Raw genomic sequence first — 15,303 nt, forward strand, 5'->3', positions numbered from 1 at the left:
CTGGAAAATATATGAAAATATGTGTAATCACTAAGAGCATCGCCTTTCTGTCCAGTGGGGCGAAAGGGAGGGGAATGAAAGGGTGGAATATATGAACAAAACTAATAAAATTAATAATCGAAAAGAAACCATCTTATTCTTTATCATTAGCTTGTTGTTCTTTGTCACCATTACGGCATTTGATCCATTTATCTCCTCTTATGCTAAAGATCTTGGGTTCGATTCAGTTATAATAGGCAGTATTATCGGAATATCAGGGATTGTTGCTTTATTGACACGACTTCCGATAGGTGTATTTTCGGATATGCTGCATAAACGAAGATTATTTATCCAAATGGGGTTGCTGATAACCATCGTAATGTGGACGCTAGCCTTTTTCATACCAAGTTCAACAACATTGTACCTTGGGAAAATTTCGGACGGTTTAACTGGTTCCACCTGGGTTATTTACAATGTTATGTTCGCCTCTTATTTTGGAGTGAGGGAAGCTGCAAAAGCCGTAGCGATATTGGGTGTTGCATCGCCGGTTGGCTCCATCCTCGGGACAACCATCGGTGCATTAGTGGCCAATAGCTATGGGTATCGGTATAGTTTTTTAGTAGCGGTGGCCGCCGCCATACTAGCGCTTGTTTTAACTTTTTTCACAAAAGACCTCAGTATTAAAGGGGTAAAAGTAAAATACGATAAGAAAATACTTGTCGAGCAAATCACCGATAAAAAAATCTGGGTCATTTCGGTTTTGGCAACGATTGCTTTGATGGTCACCATTGGAACAAGGGATACATTCACACCTTTAGTTGCAACGGACCTTGGAGCAAATCCACTCTTGATTGGCATGCTGGCAAACACTCACCTGGTGATATATGGTTTAGCGGCTGGATTATGCGGAGCCCTTTTTTATAAAAAAATCGGTTTAATGAACACGGCGATTTTGGGAGCGGTTTTACAAGGGGTCATCATCATATTGATTCCTTATGCTGAAAATTTAACGATGCTTTTTCTACTACAGGCATTTCAAGGTTTCGGTTATGGGCTGATCTTTACGGTTGTCACTTCCTGGGCTGTTGAAAATATTCCTGAGATTAAACAATCCACGAGAATGGGCTTGTTCCAAAGCTTATATTCTGCTGGAATGTTTTTAGGACCCGTCCTGATTGGCATCTTGATCGAAGTGTTTTCAAGATCAACAGGCTACTTGATCATGGGGGCATTATCAATTGCTTCAACCATTCTTATTAAAACTTCCATAAAACGCTCAAAAAAAGAAGCTACAAATGAAGAATATCCTCTTGAAGAGATGCTGATGGAAAGAAAATAGATTCCTTGAACAGGCAAGGGTAAAAGGAGCAGACCTTAACGGGTTTGCTCTTTTTTATTTTGACTGTTTTTAAAGTTCAACTTCATGTAATCAATAAAATGCATGCAGGTTTTCTTAATGGCCATAATGATTTTTATTCCCAAAATTTCATTAATATTGACGGTATCAATCTCTGACTTTATCATTACAACAGGATAATGATAATCATTTTCAATTATGTGTTCGTTTGATAAGAAAGTAAATAGGTATAGATGTAGGAAAGGGTGCAAAAAATGAGAGAATCTAGAAAAGTAAGAACATTTGGGGGAGGAGCGTTAATCCTGTTATTTGCGATTATGATGATGTTAACAGGATGTAATAATTCTCAAAAAACAACAGAAGCAGAGAAGACATCTACCGAAACAAGTAATCAAGAAATAAGGACGATTAAGCATGAAATGGGAGAAACGGAAATTAAAAATACTCCTAAAAAAATAGTTACGCTTGAGTTATCTTTCGTTGATTCTTTAAATGCCCTAGGGATAAAACCTATCGGGATTTCAGATGACAACAAAAAAGATATGATTACAAAACTTGTAGGTCAAGAAATGGATTATACTTCTGTTGGAACACGTGAGCAGCCTAATTTAGAGGTTATCAGTTCTTTACAGCCGGATTTAATCATTGCAGATGCTGAGCGGCATAAAGGGATTTATAAAGATTTACAGCAGATTGCTCCTACCGTTGTCTTAAAAAGTCGTGAATCTACATATCAAGAAAATTTGGATTCTTTTAAAACGATCGCTAAGGCAGTAAATCAGGAAGATGCTGCAGAAAAAAGATTGAGCGAGCATGAAAAAACGATTAAGGAACTTAAATCAAAACTTACAGTTGATTCAAATATGACGGTTTTACCTGCAGTTGTACGAGATACTTCATTCCAAGCTCATACTTCTTCTTCTTATGATGGAGAATTGCTGGAACGCATGGGATTGAAAAATGCCATTCAGCAGGAACAGCCACATGCCGAGATGAATCTGGAGCAGCTTGTCGAGATTAATCCGGATGTGCTGCTTCTAGCGAACAATGAGGGTAAGTTACTTACTGATGAGTGGAAAGACAATCCTCTTTGGAAAAACTTGAAGGCTGTAAAAAACGGACAGGTGTATAGTGTTGATCGAGATTTATGGACGAGATACCGTGGTGTTGTATCGGCAGAGGCCATTGCTAAAGACACTTTAAAAATGCTTGGTGAATAATAGAGGAACAAAAGCGAAGTAAGAGAACACATTCTTACTTCGCTTTCCATTAGTATCAAATCTTTGTTAGGAAGTGTGTTGTATAGTCAATGGAAACTGTAGTTAGAAGTAAACTGAAAGTGTATTCTACAGCTATCGCTGGAATCGTTTTGCTGATTATAGGAGTACTGACGAGTATTTCTGTGGGAGCGGCCGATATTGATGCATCAATGGTTTTGAAGTCTTTTTTTGAGGTCGACTCTTCCAAGGAACAGACGATTATAAGGACTCTTCGATTGCCCCGAGCTTTAGTTGGAGCATTGGTCGGTGCTAATTTAGCGGTGGCGGGTGCTCTCATGCAGGCAATTACCCGGAATTCATTAGCTTCTCCACAAGTGTTTGGTGTTAATGCCGGTGCCTCATTTTTTATTGTGTCAGCTTTTGTTTTCTTTCCTAACCTTTCTTCCGTCTCTCTAGTTTGCGTTGCATTCATTGGTGCAGCAGTGGGAGGGATGGCGGTCTATTCTTTTGCTTCGGGAGGAGGAATGACACAAGTAAAGCTGGCATTGGCTGGAATGGCTGTTCACTTTTTTTTATCTTCTTTAACGCAAGGCATGATCATCTTTAATGAACAAGCGAAAGATGTGCTCTACTGGTTAGTCGGGTCTATTAATGGGAAAACATGGGCGCACGTAAACATGATTCTTCCTTGGTCTCTTTTCGGGCTAGTTGTAGCTGTCTTGTTCTCTCGATCTGTTTCTATCCTTGTCTTAGGAGAAAATATGGCGCAGGGACTTGGGCAACGGGTGTATCGAATCCGTATTTTAGCAGGAATTTTGGTGATCATATTGGCAGGATCTTCGGTTGCCGTCGCAGGCCCAGTGGGCTTTGTAGGATTGATCATTCCTCATATCGTCAGGAGACTGGTGGGCGGGGATTATCGAAGAATCATCCCTTTTTCTGCATTATTCGGTGCTTTGCTCTTAGTTTACGCAGATATTCTCGCTCGGTTTATCGCTTATCCTTTTGAGTCGCCGGTAGGAATCGTAACAGCTATGATCGGTGCGCCATTCTTCCTTTATTTAGCGAAGAGGGGGAGGAATATTAAGCAATGAAACTAAAACGGACATTTGGGTTGAAATCAACTTTGCACCCTTTTTCTATTATCCTATTGCTGACGGTTACCATGCTGATTTTATCATTGGTGAGCCTGGGCTTAGGGGCGATTTATATCTCACCTTTAGAAATTCTCCAAAATTTCCTTGGAAATGGCATGCAAAGTCAGGCATTCATTCTGCACAACTACCGTATACCACGTATTTTAATTGCCGTGATAGTTGGGGCCGGATTGGCAACGGCAGGAGCCATTCTGCAAGGAGTCCTTAGAAATCCATTGGCTTCTCCCGATGTGATTGGGGTAACAAAGGGGGCCGGTTTGGCAGCTGTTATAGTCATTGTTTTATTTCCGCAATCGCCCATCATGATACTGCCTCTTTCAGCTTTTATCGGAGCGGCGGTCATGGCGGCAATTTTGATGATTTTCGTTTATAAAAAAGGAGCTCAACCAAATACAATAGCTTTGGTGGGAATTGCTTTAGGGGCCATATGTCAAGCGGGCATAGAGTATTTCATGGTCAAGTTCCCGGATGATGTAAATACGACACTGCTGTGGTTGACAGGCAGTCTATGGGGAAGAGGATGGGATCAAGTATTCATTTTGCTTCCATGTCTTGTCCTTGTCCCGGTATTGATTGCATTAACTTCAAAAATGGATGTACTGAGCCTTGGCGACGATATAGCTACAGGTCTCGGTGAAAGATCGAAATTACTGCGTTATATATTGTTATGTGTTTCTGTCATTTTAATCGGAGTCTGTGTAGCAGCGGTTGGTTCCATCGGGTTCATTGGTTTAATTGCCCCCCATATTGCCCGGAGAGTGGTAGGGTCAAAATTCAAGGTTCTGCTTCCTGCTTCAGCTCTTTTCGGTTCTATCTTTCTGCTCGTTGCCGATAGCCTGGGAAGAGGGTTATTCCCTCCAATAGAAATACCCGCCGGAATTATCACTGCGGTGATTGGGGTGCCATATTTTTTATATCTATTACGCCGTGAACGAAAAATAACATAAGGAAGGCTGAATATCATGACAACATTATCAGCAGAGCATCTTTCCCTCTCTTATGGGTCAACTCAAATCATTGATAATATCGATTTAGAAATTCCTGAAGGTAAGATCAGTATAATCATAGGTTCCAATGGTTGTGGCAAATCCACCATTCTACGGTCTCTAGCTAGATTATTAATGCCACAGCAAGGCACGATCTATTTAGATGGAAAAGCGATTCATCATCAATCTTCCAAGGAAGTGGCAAAGAAATTGGCTATCTTACCCCAAGCTCCGGAAGCTCCTGAAGATATAACCGTTAAAGAACTATGCTATTATGGCAGGCATCCGCATAAAGGCTTATTTTCCAGGCAAACCCCGGAAGATCATGCCATTGTCGACCGTGCATTATCAGCAACAAAAATGACGGAGTTTGCTGATCGGACATTGGATGCATTATCTGGAGGACAAAGGCAAAGAGCCTGGATTTCGATGGCTTTAGTACAAGAAACCGACCTATTATTGTTAGATGAACCGACAACCTATCTAGACTTAGCGCACCAAATTGAAATATTGGAATTACTGCGCGATTTAAACGTAACTTATGGGCGTACGATTGTTATGGTTCTGCATGATCTAAATCAAGCGGCACAGTATGCCGATCATCTGATTAGCATCAAGAAGGGGAAAATCTATAAAGAGGGACCGCCTGAAACGGTATTTACAAAAGATATGATCAAGGACGTCTTCAGACTGGAATGCTGTATTATTGAAAACCCTGTTGATCAAACGCCTCTTTGCATTCCTATTGGCTTATCTCAAGATTAGATATAATAAAATGGGAAGCAAGAAAACATCAGGGGGATTTCAATCCCCCTGATGTTTTTTTATCTTATTTATTCCCTGGAGCAGGTTGATCGACCCCTTTAATTCTATGTCTATGCCCATCATCTTCCGTTGTGTAAAAGTCGTAATAATGGACGTGCATTCCATTTCCAACCGGAATGGGTGGTCCCGAATATGCCTTATAATAATGGGTATGTCCATCCTCAAATAATACATATCCTTCAGTATAATGAATATGTTCTCCCTCTTGTGATGGAATGGGCGGGGATGTTACATCTAAACATTGATGGACATGGCCGTCCGCTATGGAAGTATAATCAACAGATCCATGATTATGATGTGGTACAAACCCAGATACAAAATCATTTTTTCCTACATTATTCAGTCTCTTCACCCCTTGTACATGAATAAACAAACGTTTTATAAACCATATGCTTGGAACAATAAGAAGATTCTTAACGTCAAGTTTATGGAAAGGGGTAAAAAGCGGAAAACCAGGATACATGAACAGTTAAGTTTTTTAGAATACTGGCCAGTGGGATCAGTTTAAATGATAAAATAGATAGACTTATATTATTAAAGGAGACTTATTATCTTGGAAGCCAAATGTGTTAAATTCTATGAGTTTGGGAATCCGCAAAAGGTTTTAAAAGTTGAAAATAAACTTATTCAAAAACCTTTCGAAGGGGAAGTCCTCGTTCGGATGAGCACACGTCCCATTAACCCGTCTGACTTGCTGCCCATTCGCGGTGCATATTCCCACCGAATTCCCTTGCCTTCCATCCCTGGTTATGAAGGGGTCGGCATTGTCGAAGAGGTGGGTCCATCGGTTTCGAAAGAGCTGTTAGGCAAGCGTGTTCTGCCTTTGCGCGGTGAAGGGACCTGGCAGGATTATGTTAAAACATCTGCGGAGCTGGCCATCGTCATTCCGGATTCGATTGAGGACCATATTGCAGCGCAATTATATATAAATCCGATAACCGCATGGCTAATCTGTACAGAGGTATTAACATTGAAACCGGATGATGCATTACTCGTAAATGCTTGCGGATCTTCCATTGGCCGTGTACTTGCCCAGTTATCCAAGATTCTTGGATTTAAGCTGATTGCTGTAACGAGAAACAATAAGTATATGGAAGAACTGCTTAAACTTGGTGCTTCATATGTGATCGATACGTCCCGATCATCATTGCATGATACAGTGATGGAATGGACGAATGGGCGCGGAGCGAAAGCAGCCATAGATTCAGTGGGCGGCATCGATGGTTCAGAGCTAGCTTTTTGTGTTCGGCCTAATGGCATCTTATTGACGATTGGCCTTTTATCAGGACAGTCTGTAAATTGGGCAAAAATTTCACAAAGGACAAAAGTGAATGTTAAAATGTTTCATCTTCGGCATTGGAATCAGCAGGCTTCCGTTCAAACTTGGCATGAAACGTTTAACCTTTTGATGGGTTTCATTGCTGATGAAAGGTTGAAATTCATGATGCCGGATTCCTACTACAGCCTTCAAGATGTGCAAGAAGCCATAAATGTCACGGGCAATAGAGGGAAGATTTTTTTAAGCAGCTGATCTTGCATGCTGAATTGCAATGGTGGTTTGCTGATTGAACGGATATATTGAGGGAAGCATTCATCTTGGAGCACTTCCAATAGGTTCCTAAGGTAAATGAAAATGGCCCCTGATAATATGGAATTACTTGATTACCTGTTTGGTTCTAGTTTAGAATGCGGAATAGAACATGTTGATGCATGAGACGACTTTGGAGGAAATACTTATGAAAACAATATATATGAATGCTACATTTTTTACTATGGACAAGGAAAATCAAATCTTTGAAAACGGCATGATGATTGTACAGGATCATACGATATCCTACATCGGCCAGCATGTTGAAGAACAATTGGCAGATGCAGACCAAGTGGTCAACCTTGGCGGTAAATGGATTATGCCAGGCCTTGTGAATGCCCATTCGCATATTGTAATGACCCTTTTACGCGGTATCGGGGACGATATGCTGCTGAAGCCATGGCTTGAAACGAAAATATGGCCGATCGAAAGCCAGTTTACAACGGAAATCGCCGCTGTAAGTTCACAGCTTGGCATTATGGAAATGATGAAATCAGGAACCACGACATTTTCGGATATGTTTAATCCTAATGGAATTGATGCAGGTGCTGTAATGGAGACGATCGGCGAAACAGGAATGCGCGGAGCCTTTTCCTACACGATCTTCAGCTTGGGTACGGAAAAAGACCAAAAAGCGAACCTCATGGGGGCTGAACAGTTTTCAAAAAACTATAAAACATTTGCCGATGGCCGCCTGACTACAATGGTCGCACCACATAGCCCATATGCCTGCACACCTGAAGCGATCATGGAAAGTGCACGGATTGCAAAAGAGAATGATTTGATGGTGCACATTCACGTATCGGAAACGGACTTTGAAATCCTCGACATCGAAAAACGTTACGGGTCCCGTCCAGTCGAGCACCTTCGCCGTCTAGGGCTGTTCGATCAGCCTACAGTGATGGCACATGGTGTGGTTCTCAATGATGAAGAGCGGGCGATCCTAAAACAGCATGATGTTCGCGTTGCCCATAATCCAATCAGTAACCTGAAGCTCGGATCTGGAATAGCAGACGTAGTCAGCCTTCTAGATGCAGGCATTAAAGTGGGAGTGGCAACAGATGGCGTCGCCTCCAATAATAACTTCGATATGTTCGAAGAAATGAGGACAGCTGCATTACTGCAAAAAGGAATCTATAAGGATGCCACTAAATTCCCTGCCCAAACGGCACTCGCCATGGCCACAAGAATGGGAGCCGAAGCAGTAGGCATGGGCCATACAGGATCACTGGAAGCTGGTAAAAAAGCAGATTTCATCACCATTTACCCATATGACAAAGAACATCTGCAGCCGCTGAGTGAAGCCTATTCGCACCTGCTTTATGCAGCACGCGGAAATGATGTATGTGATGTATACATTGATGGCAAAAACGTCGTGAAAGATGGCCGCTGTTTAACGATCGATGAAGAAAAAGTAATAGCCGAAACCAATCGTCTGCAAGGTACCCTATCACGATAACGCTGATGGGAAAACAGAAGAAGGAGCTGCAAATGGCAGCTCCTTTTTTATGGATTAAGTGACGGGGCGAAAAATGGTGTATGTCGAATTAATCTGGTTGTAGGTCGGAATAAATTGGGTGTAGGTCGAATTATTTTGATGTAGGTCGGAATAATCTGGTTGTAGGTCGAATTCACCCACTGATGGCCATATTATTCCGTTTTAGTCAGGAATGATTCTATCAAATGGCAGTCATAAGGGAATTACCGCTAGTATTATGGTATAAATAGATCTTAACATTTAGAAAGCCGTCGTGAGTCCAGTTTCTTGGAAATATTGAAACAAAGGAATCCGGTAGAAAATATTAATAAGAAAATAGGTATCGCAAAAACTGTTAAAAACGAAAAGACGAAAAAAATGCTGCTGACCGCCAATATTAACCAACTGATAATCAGCAAGCAACTGGATAAAAAATCTTTGACAGCATGGATCATGAATTTCACCACCCTAGGAAGATCTATGTATTAATATACATAATTTTACAATTGTGTTGTTTCGGCTGATCATCCTTCATTCACACCACGATGAAAATGCTTTTTCATGACATAGCCAAAAAAGGAAGCAAGCATTTGTTGAAACAGCATGCCAAGTACAACGGGTACCGCGACGGCAGCAGGGAAATAGGTGGTTGCAAGAACGGCTCCAGCACTGATGTTTCGCATACCGCCTGTAAATGTCAAGGTGATGATATCCGCCTTATCCCATCTTAAATTTGCGCCGACCATCCAAGAAATGGCATAACCAGAAGCAGCTATGAACAAAACCAAGAAGGCCATGATCATTAATTTCTTATCGAACTGGGTTAAGTAAGGCGCGATTTTTGAACTGTTCAATATGACTACGATTCCAACGCTTATCTTGGAAAATGGAGCTAAGCGGGGGGATAGTGTATACTGTATCTTCCCTTTTGTAGCTTGATTCAAGAACATGGCAAGCATGGAGGGAAGAACGACCATTCCGATCAATCCTTTCACCATCGACCCCAAATCCATTTCAATCGAACCGCCTCCAAAAAAGGAAACGCTATAAGGAACGATGAATGGCGAGAGTAGGGTGTCTATCAAGATGATGGTTAGGGCAAGTACGGCATTCCCATTATAAATGGATACCCAGATCATACTGGTGACACCGGTTGGAATCACTACAGCCAGGACTAGGCCGGTAATTGTGAAAGCATCACCATGAAACACTAAATGGCCGAGACCAAAAGCCCAAACAGGCATAAATATATGAAGGATGATCAATACGATGAAAACAGGTAAAGGGTGGGTGACTGCCTGTTGCAGAGATTTAAAGTTGGAGCCTAAACTTCCGGAAAATGTAATGAAGGCAAATATCCATGGAACAAGAAAGGTGTAATCCATTAGATGTTCGGCCAATAATACCCCAATAACCACGCTTATCGGCGTGATAAGGGGCATAACTCTATCCAATTGTTCATTTATTGTTTTCAGCATCATCCATCCACTTCCTGAGCAAAGTAAATTCTATTAAGTAAGTTTACCATATTCCTAAAAATATATTTTGTAAGACAAGCAATTTGTCTATTTATTTTTTCTGGATTTTAAAAGATCTGGTGAGGGATTCCTCGTTCCTATTACTATCACTGCCCTGGAACTCGCATCGTTCCAAAAAGGGCTTCAAGCTTTCCACGACGGATGGTTCTTTAAAAGGAGGTTTTAGGCAGGATTGTTCGATGCAGCGTTGTATATTCATCGAAAAATAGTTTAAAGTAGAGGAGAGAGGTGAAAGAAATGTCAGAAAAGGTTTCCAGTATCATGTGGTTTAGTCTTGCCGTACAAGCCCTGCTTGTTCTTGCTGATCATGATGGATTATGTAATAGTAATAAATTGGCCGTTAAGCTTGATTCGGAGTCAGGTTTTCTTAGAAAAATATTAAGTAATTTAGTGAAGGCAGGGCTGATTCAAGCGAAGGAAGGCAGGGATGGGGGATATTCACTTGCCAAAAATCCCGAACAAATCATTCTTGCAGATATATACTCTGCAATTAAATCCGAACCTTTTTCAAAAGGCTTTCTTGATGTGAATGATAAACAATGCTTCCAACCATCTTCCCGCGAAGCGTTATGCGGTTTGAAAAACGAGATGGAGAGCTGGATTATACAAGGCTTGGAACAAAAGACGATTGCTGATTTACTATCTAAATCTTAATGTGAAAAACGAAATTGACAGGGTTTCGTTTTTATTTAACTGTATTTGACAAAAGAACAGTATGAGTTATATACTGTTCCTGTGTTAATTACAGTTAAATGGAGGTCATTATAAATGGCAAAAAATATAATGAGTAAAGAAGAGTACCTAAATAAATCGAAAGAATTGAATATACCGTTTGAAAAGCCAAAAGTCCTTAATGATACGGATTTCATTACGGTAGCTAAAGAACGGAGATCTGTTCGCCAGTACGATGCTGAATACGTTATGACTGAAGATGAAATTCGTGAAATCCTGGATATTGCGATTCAAGCACCATCTTCTTCCAACTTGCAGCCATGGAGATTCCTTGTGATTCAAGATAAGCAAACCCAACAAGAATTGCTTCCCATCGCAAATAACCAACAACAAATCGTCGATGCATCTGCTGTCATTGCCGTTTTAGCTGATATAGAAGGTTACAAAAATGCAGAGCGGATTTATGGTGAATTAGTCAATAAAGGGATCATGCAGAATGAAATCAAAGAGCCATATGTTGCCTCCATTCTGCATAATTACGGTAACTTTTCCGCTGAAAAGGCTTTAAGCGTAGCCATGATTGACGGTGGCTTGGTTTCCATGCAGATCATGTTAGCCGCAAAAGCAAAAGGATATGATACAGTCCCAATGGGAGGGTTTGATGAAGCCAAGTTTGTGGATGCATTCAATGTACCGGAAAACTTCAAACCGGTCATGTTAATTTCCATTGGAAAAGGAACTAAAGCAGGGTTTGAAAAAGTCCGTTTGCCACTCGATACTATATTGACTTGGAATAAATACTGAGGAACAAACTAAGTAAAAGGATAGCTAAAATTCGCTATCCTTTTTTTCATGGTTTGAGTTTGGCTCTGAAAATCATTTAATCTCGCAAGCGATAAATGAATATGTTACAATTTTTCCAGATATTTCTTTGGAATGTCTCCTCAAAAGTCCCCGACCGCAAAAGGATCTTTAAGGGGATAAACAGAGCAAAAGAATTGCGCTGCAAGCCAATAATTGGTTTAGCCGTTCACAATGGATGGGAGGGAGTCCTTATGAAGAATATGAAAAGTGAAGTGTTTTCGTGGGTGAAATCCATCTTATTCGCGTTAATGATCGTGTTCATTTGCCAACAGTTTTTATTTACGCCAGTCACAGTAAAAGGTGAATCAATGGAGCCGACTTATGAGAATGATGACCGGATCGTGGTAGCTAAACTCGGAAAGCCGGAGCGCTTCGATATGGTCGTATTTTATGCTCCGGACGCGGAAGAGAATTATATAAAAAGGGTGATCGGTTTACCAGGTGACAGTGTCGAAATGAAAGATGATGTCTTATATATCAATGGGAAAAAGTATACAGAACCATATTTGAAAACAAAAAAAGGCGAAATTCCGCCTGAAGAAAATCTGACTGAGAATTTCACCCTGAGTGATTTACTTGGGAAATCCAAGGTACCTGCGGGTCATTTATTTGTCATGGGGGATAATCGAAGGAATAGTTGGGATGGAAGAAGATTTGGTTTTATTTCAGAAGAATCACTTGTGGGCAAAGTGAAATTTCGCATCTACCCATTAAATGAAATGGGAGTGCCGAAGTGAATGGATCACAGTGACCACAAGTAAAAGCTTAGAGGATAATTATATGGACTAAGTTGCATTTATAGCAGATGATGGATAGGAACCTTTTCCTGTGGTTAAGGTTTTTCATTTTGGATTGTGGGGGGTATTAATATGACGAAAGGGTTAGCTGCCATCTCCATCCCGATGCTGGATGAAGAAATGGGACGGCAGGTTAAAGGCCATGTCGATTCGCTGACGGTTCCTCAAGGAAGCTTAGGACGGCTTGAAGAATGGATAATCGAATTGGCCAAGATGACAGGGGAGGCATTTCCGGACATTTCAAAACCGGGGGTGATTGTGTTTGCAGCCGACCATGGAATTACGGAAGAAGGGGTTTCGGCTTATCCAAAAGAAGTGACGGAACAAATGGCTCTCAATTTCCTGAATGACGGTGCGGCCATCAATGTATTAAGCAGGGCGATAGATGCTTACTTGGACATTGTCGATATAGGGATCGATGCAGATATCGAAGCACCGGGATTAACTTCGAGAAAAGTCCGCTATGGAACTCGAAACTTTTATAAGGAAGAGGCGATGACAAAGGAAGAAGTAATTCAAGCGCTTGAAATTGGATATGACCGTGCAGAGAAAATGATTGCCCGTGGAGCGAACTGCCTGATTCTTGGTGAAATGGGAATCGGAAATACGACTTCCAGTACCGCCATCATCTCCATCGTAAGCGGGAAAAGCGTCGACTCACTAGTGGGGCAGGGAACAGGATTGAAGTCAGAAGGCATTTTACATAAGAGAAGAATAATTGAAGAAGCGATTTCATTAAGAAATCCTAATCCTGATGACCCAATCAATATTTTGATGAATATCGGTGGATTCGAAATTGCAGGTATGGCAGGGGCCATGCTTGCAGCAGCGAATAACCGTATACCGATTCTTGTTGATGGTTTCATTACAACCACGGCTGCTGTATTGGCAAACCTTATTTCCGGACGTGCAGCCGATTATATGTTTGTTGGACATCGATCTGCAGAACCGGGTCATGGAACGGCCATAGAACTGCTTGAAAAGGAGCCGATCCTTGACCTGGGAATGAGAATTGGGGAAGGAACAGGGGCTGCCCTGTCATACCCCATCCTTAAGGCAGCGACATTGGTCATTAAAGAAATGGCAACATTTGAATCTGCAGGTGTGTCAAATAAGTAAGGAATAGGAGACCTTCGATACGCTGGTCTCCTATTGATATAGGCTAAAAAAGGTGGATGCTGCAGTGGAATATTCTTTCATCCAACTGTTAATTAATGGGCAGATGATCTTTATATTTCTTCATTTTCCTGACGACTGAAGGCTGGCTGATACCTAAGAATTTAGCCATTTCATATGTGGACTTACATTGTTTACTCGCTTTCATCATCATCCATTTTTCGACTTGTTCGAGGGCTGTATTGAGATCACTATCATCAACCATCATATTGTCGATCATTAGGGTATCATCTATTTTCTCCAAAGATTCTTGTCCATGGAAATGGGAGGGGAGAAAGCCTGGGAAAATGATGGAGTCTTCCGAGGTCAAAATGAGCCGTTCAATCAGGTTTTCCAACTCACGCACGTTTCCTGACCATTTATGCTGAATCAGTATTTCGTAAGTGGAAGGATGCAATTTCTTATCTGACTTATATTTCTTGTTGATGATTTCGAGATTATGATTGATTAAGATGGCAATATCTTCTTTTCTTTCGCGCAATGGCGGTATATGGATGGGAATCACATTTAAGCGGTAATACAAATCTAACCTGAATGTTCCCTTTTCCACCATTTCCTCAAGGTTTTGATTGGTTGCCGTTACAAGCCGAAAATCGATCTTATGCTCTTTTTTTCCGCCCACTCTTTTAAAGGTCTTCTCTTGCAGGACATTTAATAATTTCACTTGCATATCCAGGGGAAGCTCCCCGATTTCATCCAGAAATAAGGTTCCGTTATCCGCTTGTTCGACCAGCCCCTGCTTCCCCTGCTTCTGCGCACCGGTGAAGGATCCCGCTTCGTATCCAAACATTTCAGACTCAAAGAGACTTTCTGGGATGGTACTGCAGTTGACTTCGATGAATGGCTCTTTGCTGCGGTAACTCTGATTATGAAGCCGGCGGGCGAAGACGCTCTTTCCCACACCGGATTCCCCAAGAAACATGACCGTTGCATCGGTTTTGGAAACACGGTGTATCGTTTTGGAGATTTGCCGCATTTCCTTGCTGCGATAGATCAGCTCCTCCTGTTCCCTAAGTTCCTCGACCTCCGATTGGTATTCTTGAATCTTTTTCTCTAGTTGACCGTACTGATCCTGGAGGTTCCTGATTTCAGTTTGATCTTGGGCATAGCTGACGACACGAATCAATTCACCATTACCATCAAAGATGGGATAGGCAGTCGACATGACGATTTTTCCCGTCTTCGTTTGCTGCATGATCTGGACAGGTGTTTTCTCTTTCAATACCATGGCGGAAATCGAAGGTGAAAGGATTCCTTCCGTTTCGAGCTGGTAAACGGATTTCCCAAGATAATGTTCGGGTTCAATTCCATATATCCACCAATGGTTAGGATTCGTGAATAAAATGAATCCTTTTTCATCGGTCACGGTAATATTGTTATTGGATGTGTTGATTATGCATTCCAAAACTCTTTTGACATTGTTATCACTCATCATTTTCCCCCTTATCCACTGTTCCGGTGATTCAAATATAAATCAAAAACAGAGCTGAAATCAAGAATTTTCAGATATTTTGATTTGGAATTGAATCATTTTTTAAGAGAGCATGCCTGCGATAATCTCACTTCCTTCATACATCAAAGCTAAAAGTAGAGTAATAGAATAGTGAAACTACCTTAAGTATATGGAGACTTACGGTTAACCTACTTATGTTTGGGTATAAATATAG

General features: G+C 41.3%; 15 protein-coding genes. 12 read left to right on the forward strand and 3 right to left on the reverse strand.

The annotated features are described in order from the left end of the window. The first annotated feature begins 91 nt into the window (after nucleotides 1–91). From J7E52_RS01265 to J7E52_RS01285, 5 genes are all read left to right on the forward strand, one after another. Nucleotides 92–1,318, forward strand: a complete 1,227-nt coding sequence (locus J7E52_RS01265; protein WP_214743338.1) for an MFS transporter — start codon at nucleotides 92–94, stop codon at nucleotides 1,316–1,318. Between the two features lie 272 nt (nucleotides 1,319–1,590). After that, the gene (locus J7E52_RS01270) at nucleotides 1,591–2,556 is read left to right on the forward strand and encodes an ABC transporter substrate-binding protein (RefSeq protein ID WP_214743558.1); all 966 of its coding nucleotides are present in this window, start codon (nucleotides 1,591–1,593) and stop codon (nucleotides 2,554–2,556) included. An 89-nt stretch (nucleotides 2,557–2,645) separates the two neighbouring features. Beyond that, nucleotides 2,646–3,650, forward strand: coding sequence for a FecCD family ABC transporter permease (locus tag J7E52_RS01275; protein ID WP_214743339.1), 1,005 nt, complete (start codon nucleotides 2,646–2,648; stop codon nucleotides 3,648–3,650). Beyond that, nucleotides 3,647–4,660: a FecCD family ABC transporter permease gene (locus J7E52_RS01280; protein WP_214743340.1), complete on the forward strand. Its 1,014-nt coding sequence runs from the start codon at nucleotides 3,647–3,649 to the stop codon at nucleotides 4,658–4,660. Before J7E52_RS01275 ends, J7E52_RS01280 begins: the two co-directional genes overlap by 4 nt. A gap of 15 nt (nucleotides 4,661–4,675) precedes the next feature. Further along, complete coding sequence (locus J7E52_RS01285) at nucleotides 4,676–5,464, forward strand: ABC transporter ATP-binding protein (protein WP_214743341.1); 789 nt, start codon at nucleotides 4,676–4,678, stop codon at nucleotides 5,462–5,464. A 64-nt stretch (nucleotides 5,465–5,528) separates the two neighbouring features. On the opposite strand, the gene J7E52_RS01290 is transcribed toward J7E52_RS01285, so the two are convergent. Beyond that, complete coding sequence (locus J7E52_RS01290) at nucleotides 5,529–5,867, reverse strand: YmaF family protein (RefSeq protein WP_214743559.1); 339 nt, start codon at nucleotides 5,865–5,867, stop codon at nucleotides 5,529–5,531. Between the two features lie 210 nt (nucleotides 5,868–6,077). Between J7E52_RS01290 and J7E52_RS01295 the strand changes: the two genes are divergently transcribed. The 3 genes from J7E52_RS01295 to J7E52_RS01305 all read left to right on the forward strand — a co-directional run bounded on the left by J7E52_RS01295 (nucleotide 6,078) and on the right by J7E52_RS01305 (nucleotide 9,078). Next, entirely contained in the window at nucleotides 6,078–7,055 is a 978-nt protein-coding gene (locus J7E52_RS01295; RefSeq protein ID WP_214743342.1) for a zinc-dependent alcohol dehydrogenase family protein, read from the forward strand. Nucleotides 7,056–7,260: 205 nt separating this feature from the next. Further along, nucleotides 7,261–8,571, forward strand: coding sequence for an amidohydrolase family protein (locus tag J7E52_RS01300; RefSeq protein WP_214743343.1), 1,311 nt, complete (start codon nucleotides 7,261–7,263; stop codon nucleotides 8,569–8,571). A gap of 306 nt (nucleotides 8,572–8,877) precedes the next feature. Continuing rightward, nucleotides 8,878–9,078: a hypothetical protein gene (locus J7E52_RS01305; RefSeq protein ID WP_214743344.1), complete on the forward strand. Its 201-nt coding sequence runs from the start codon at nucleotides 8,878–8,880 to the stop codon at nucleotides 9,076–9,078. A gap of 35 nt (nucleotides 9,079–9,113) precedes the next feature. On the opposite strand, the gene J7E52_RS01310 is transcribed toward J7E52_RS01305, so the two are convergent. Beyond that, the gene (locus J7E52_RS01310; RefSeq protein WP_214743560.1) at nucleotides 9,114–10,067 is read right to left on the reverse strand and encodes a bile acid:sodium symporter family protein; all 954 of its coding nucleotides are present in this window, start codon (nucleotides 10,065–10,067) and stop codon (nucleotides 9,114–9,116) included. Between the two features lie 297 nt (nucleotides 10,068–10,364). Here J7E52_RS01310 and J7E52_RS01315 point away from each other — a divergent pair, with 297 nt between their 5' ends. The 4 genes from J7E52_RS01315 (at nucleotide 10,365) to cobT (ending at nucleotide 13,579) form a co-directional block, all read left to right on the forward strand. Next, nucleotides 10,365–10,781, forward strand: a complete 417-nt coding sequence (locus tag J7E52_RS01315) for an RrF2 family transcriptional regulator (protein ID WP_095392471.1) — start codon at nucleotides 10,365–10,367, stop codon at nucleotides 10,779–10,781. A gap of 114 nt (nucleotides 10,782–10,895) precedes the next feature. Continuing rightward, nucleotides 10,896–11,603 carry a nitroreductase family protein gene (locus J7E52_RS01320; protein WP_214743345.1) on the forward strand — a complete coding sequence of 236 codons (708 nt, stop codon included), beginning with the start codon at nucleotides 10,896–10,898 and terminating at the stop codon, nucleotides 11,601–11,603. Between the two features lie 251 nt (nucleotides 11,604–11,854). Beyond that, complete coding sequence (lepB, locus tag J7E52_RS01325; protein ID WP_214743346.1) at nucleotides 11,855–12,400, forward strand: signal peptidase I; 546 nt, start codon at nucleotides 11,855–11,857, stop codon at nucleotides 12,398–12,400. Between the two features lie 132 nt (nucleotides 12,401–12,532). After that, complete coding sequence (cobT, locus tag J7E52_RS01330; protein WP_396020220.1) at nucleotides 12,533–13,579, forward strand: nicotinate-nucleotide--dimethylbenzimidazole phosphoribosyltransferase; 1,047 nt, start codon at nucleotides 12,533–12,535, stop codon at nucleotides 13,577–13,579. Nucleotides 13,580–13,667: 88 nt separating this feature from the next. Here cobT and J7E52_RS01335 read toward each other — a convergent pair whose 3' ends face one another. Next, the gene (locus J7E52_RS01335) at nucleotides 13,668–15,068 is read right to left on the reverse strand and encodes a sigma-54 interaction domain-containing protein (protein ID WP_396020221.1); all 1,401 of its coding nucleotides are present in this window, start codon (nucleotides 15,066–15,068) and stop codon (nucleotides 13,668–13,670) included. Nucleotides 15,069–15,303: the final 235 nt, after the last annotated feature.

It is taken from the genome of Bacillus sp. ISL-34, assembly GCF_018613325.1.
Lineage (GTDB): Bacteria > Bacillota > Bacilli > Bacillales > DSM-1321 > Peribacillus.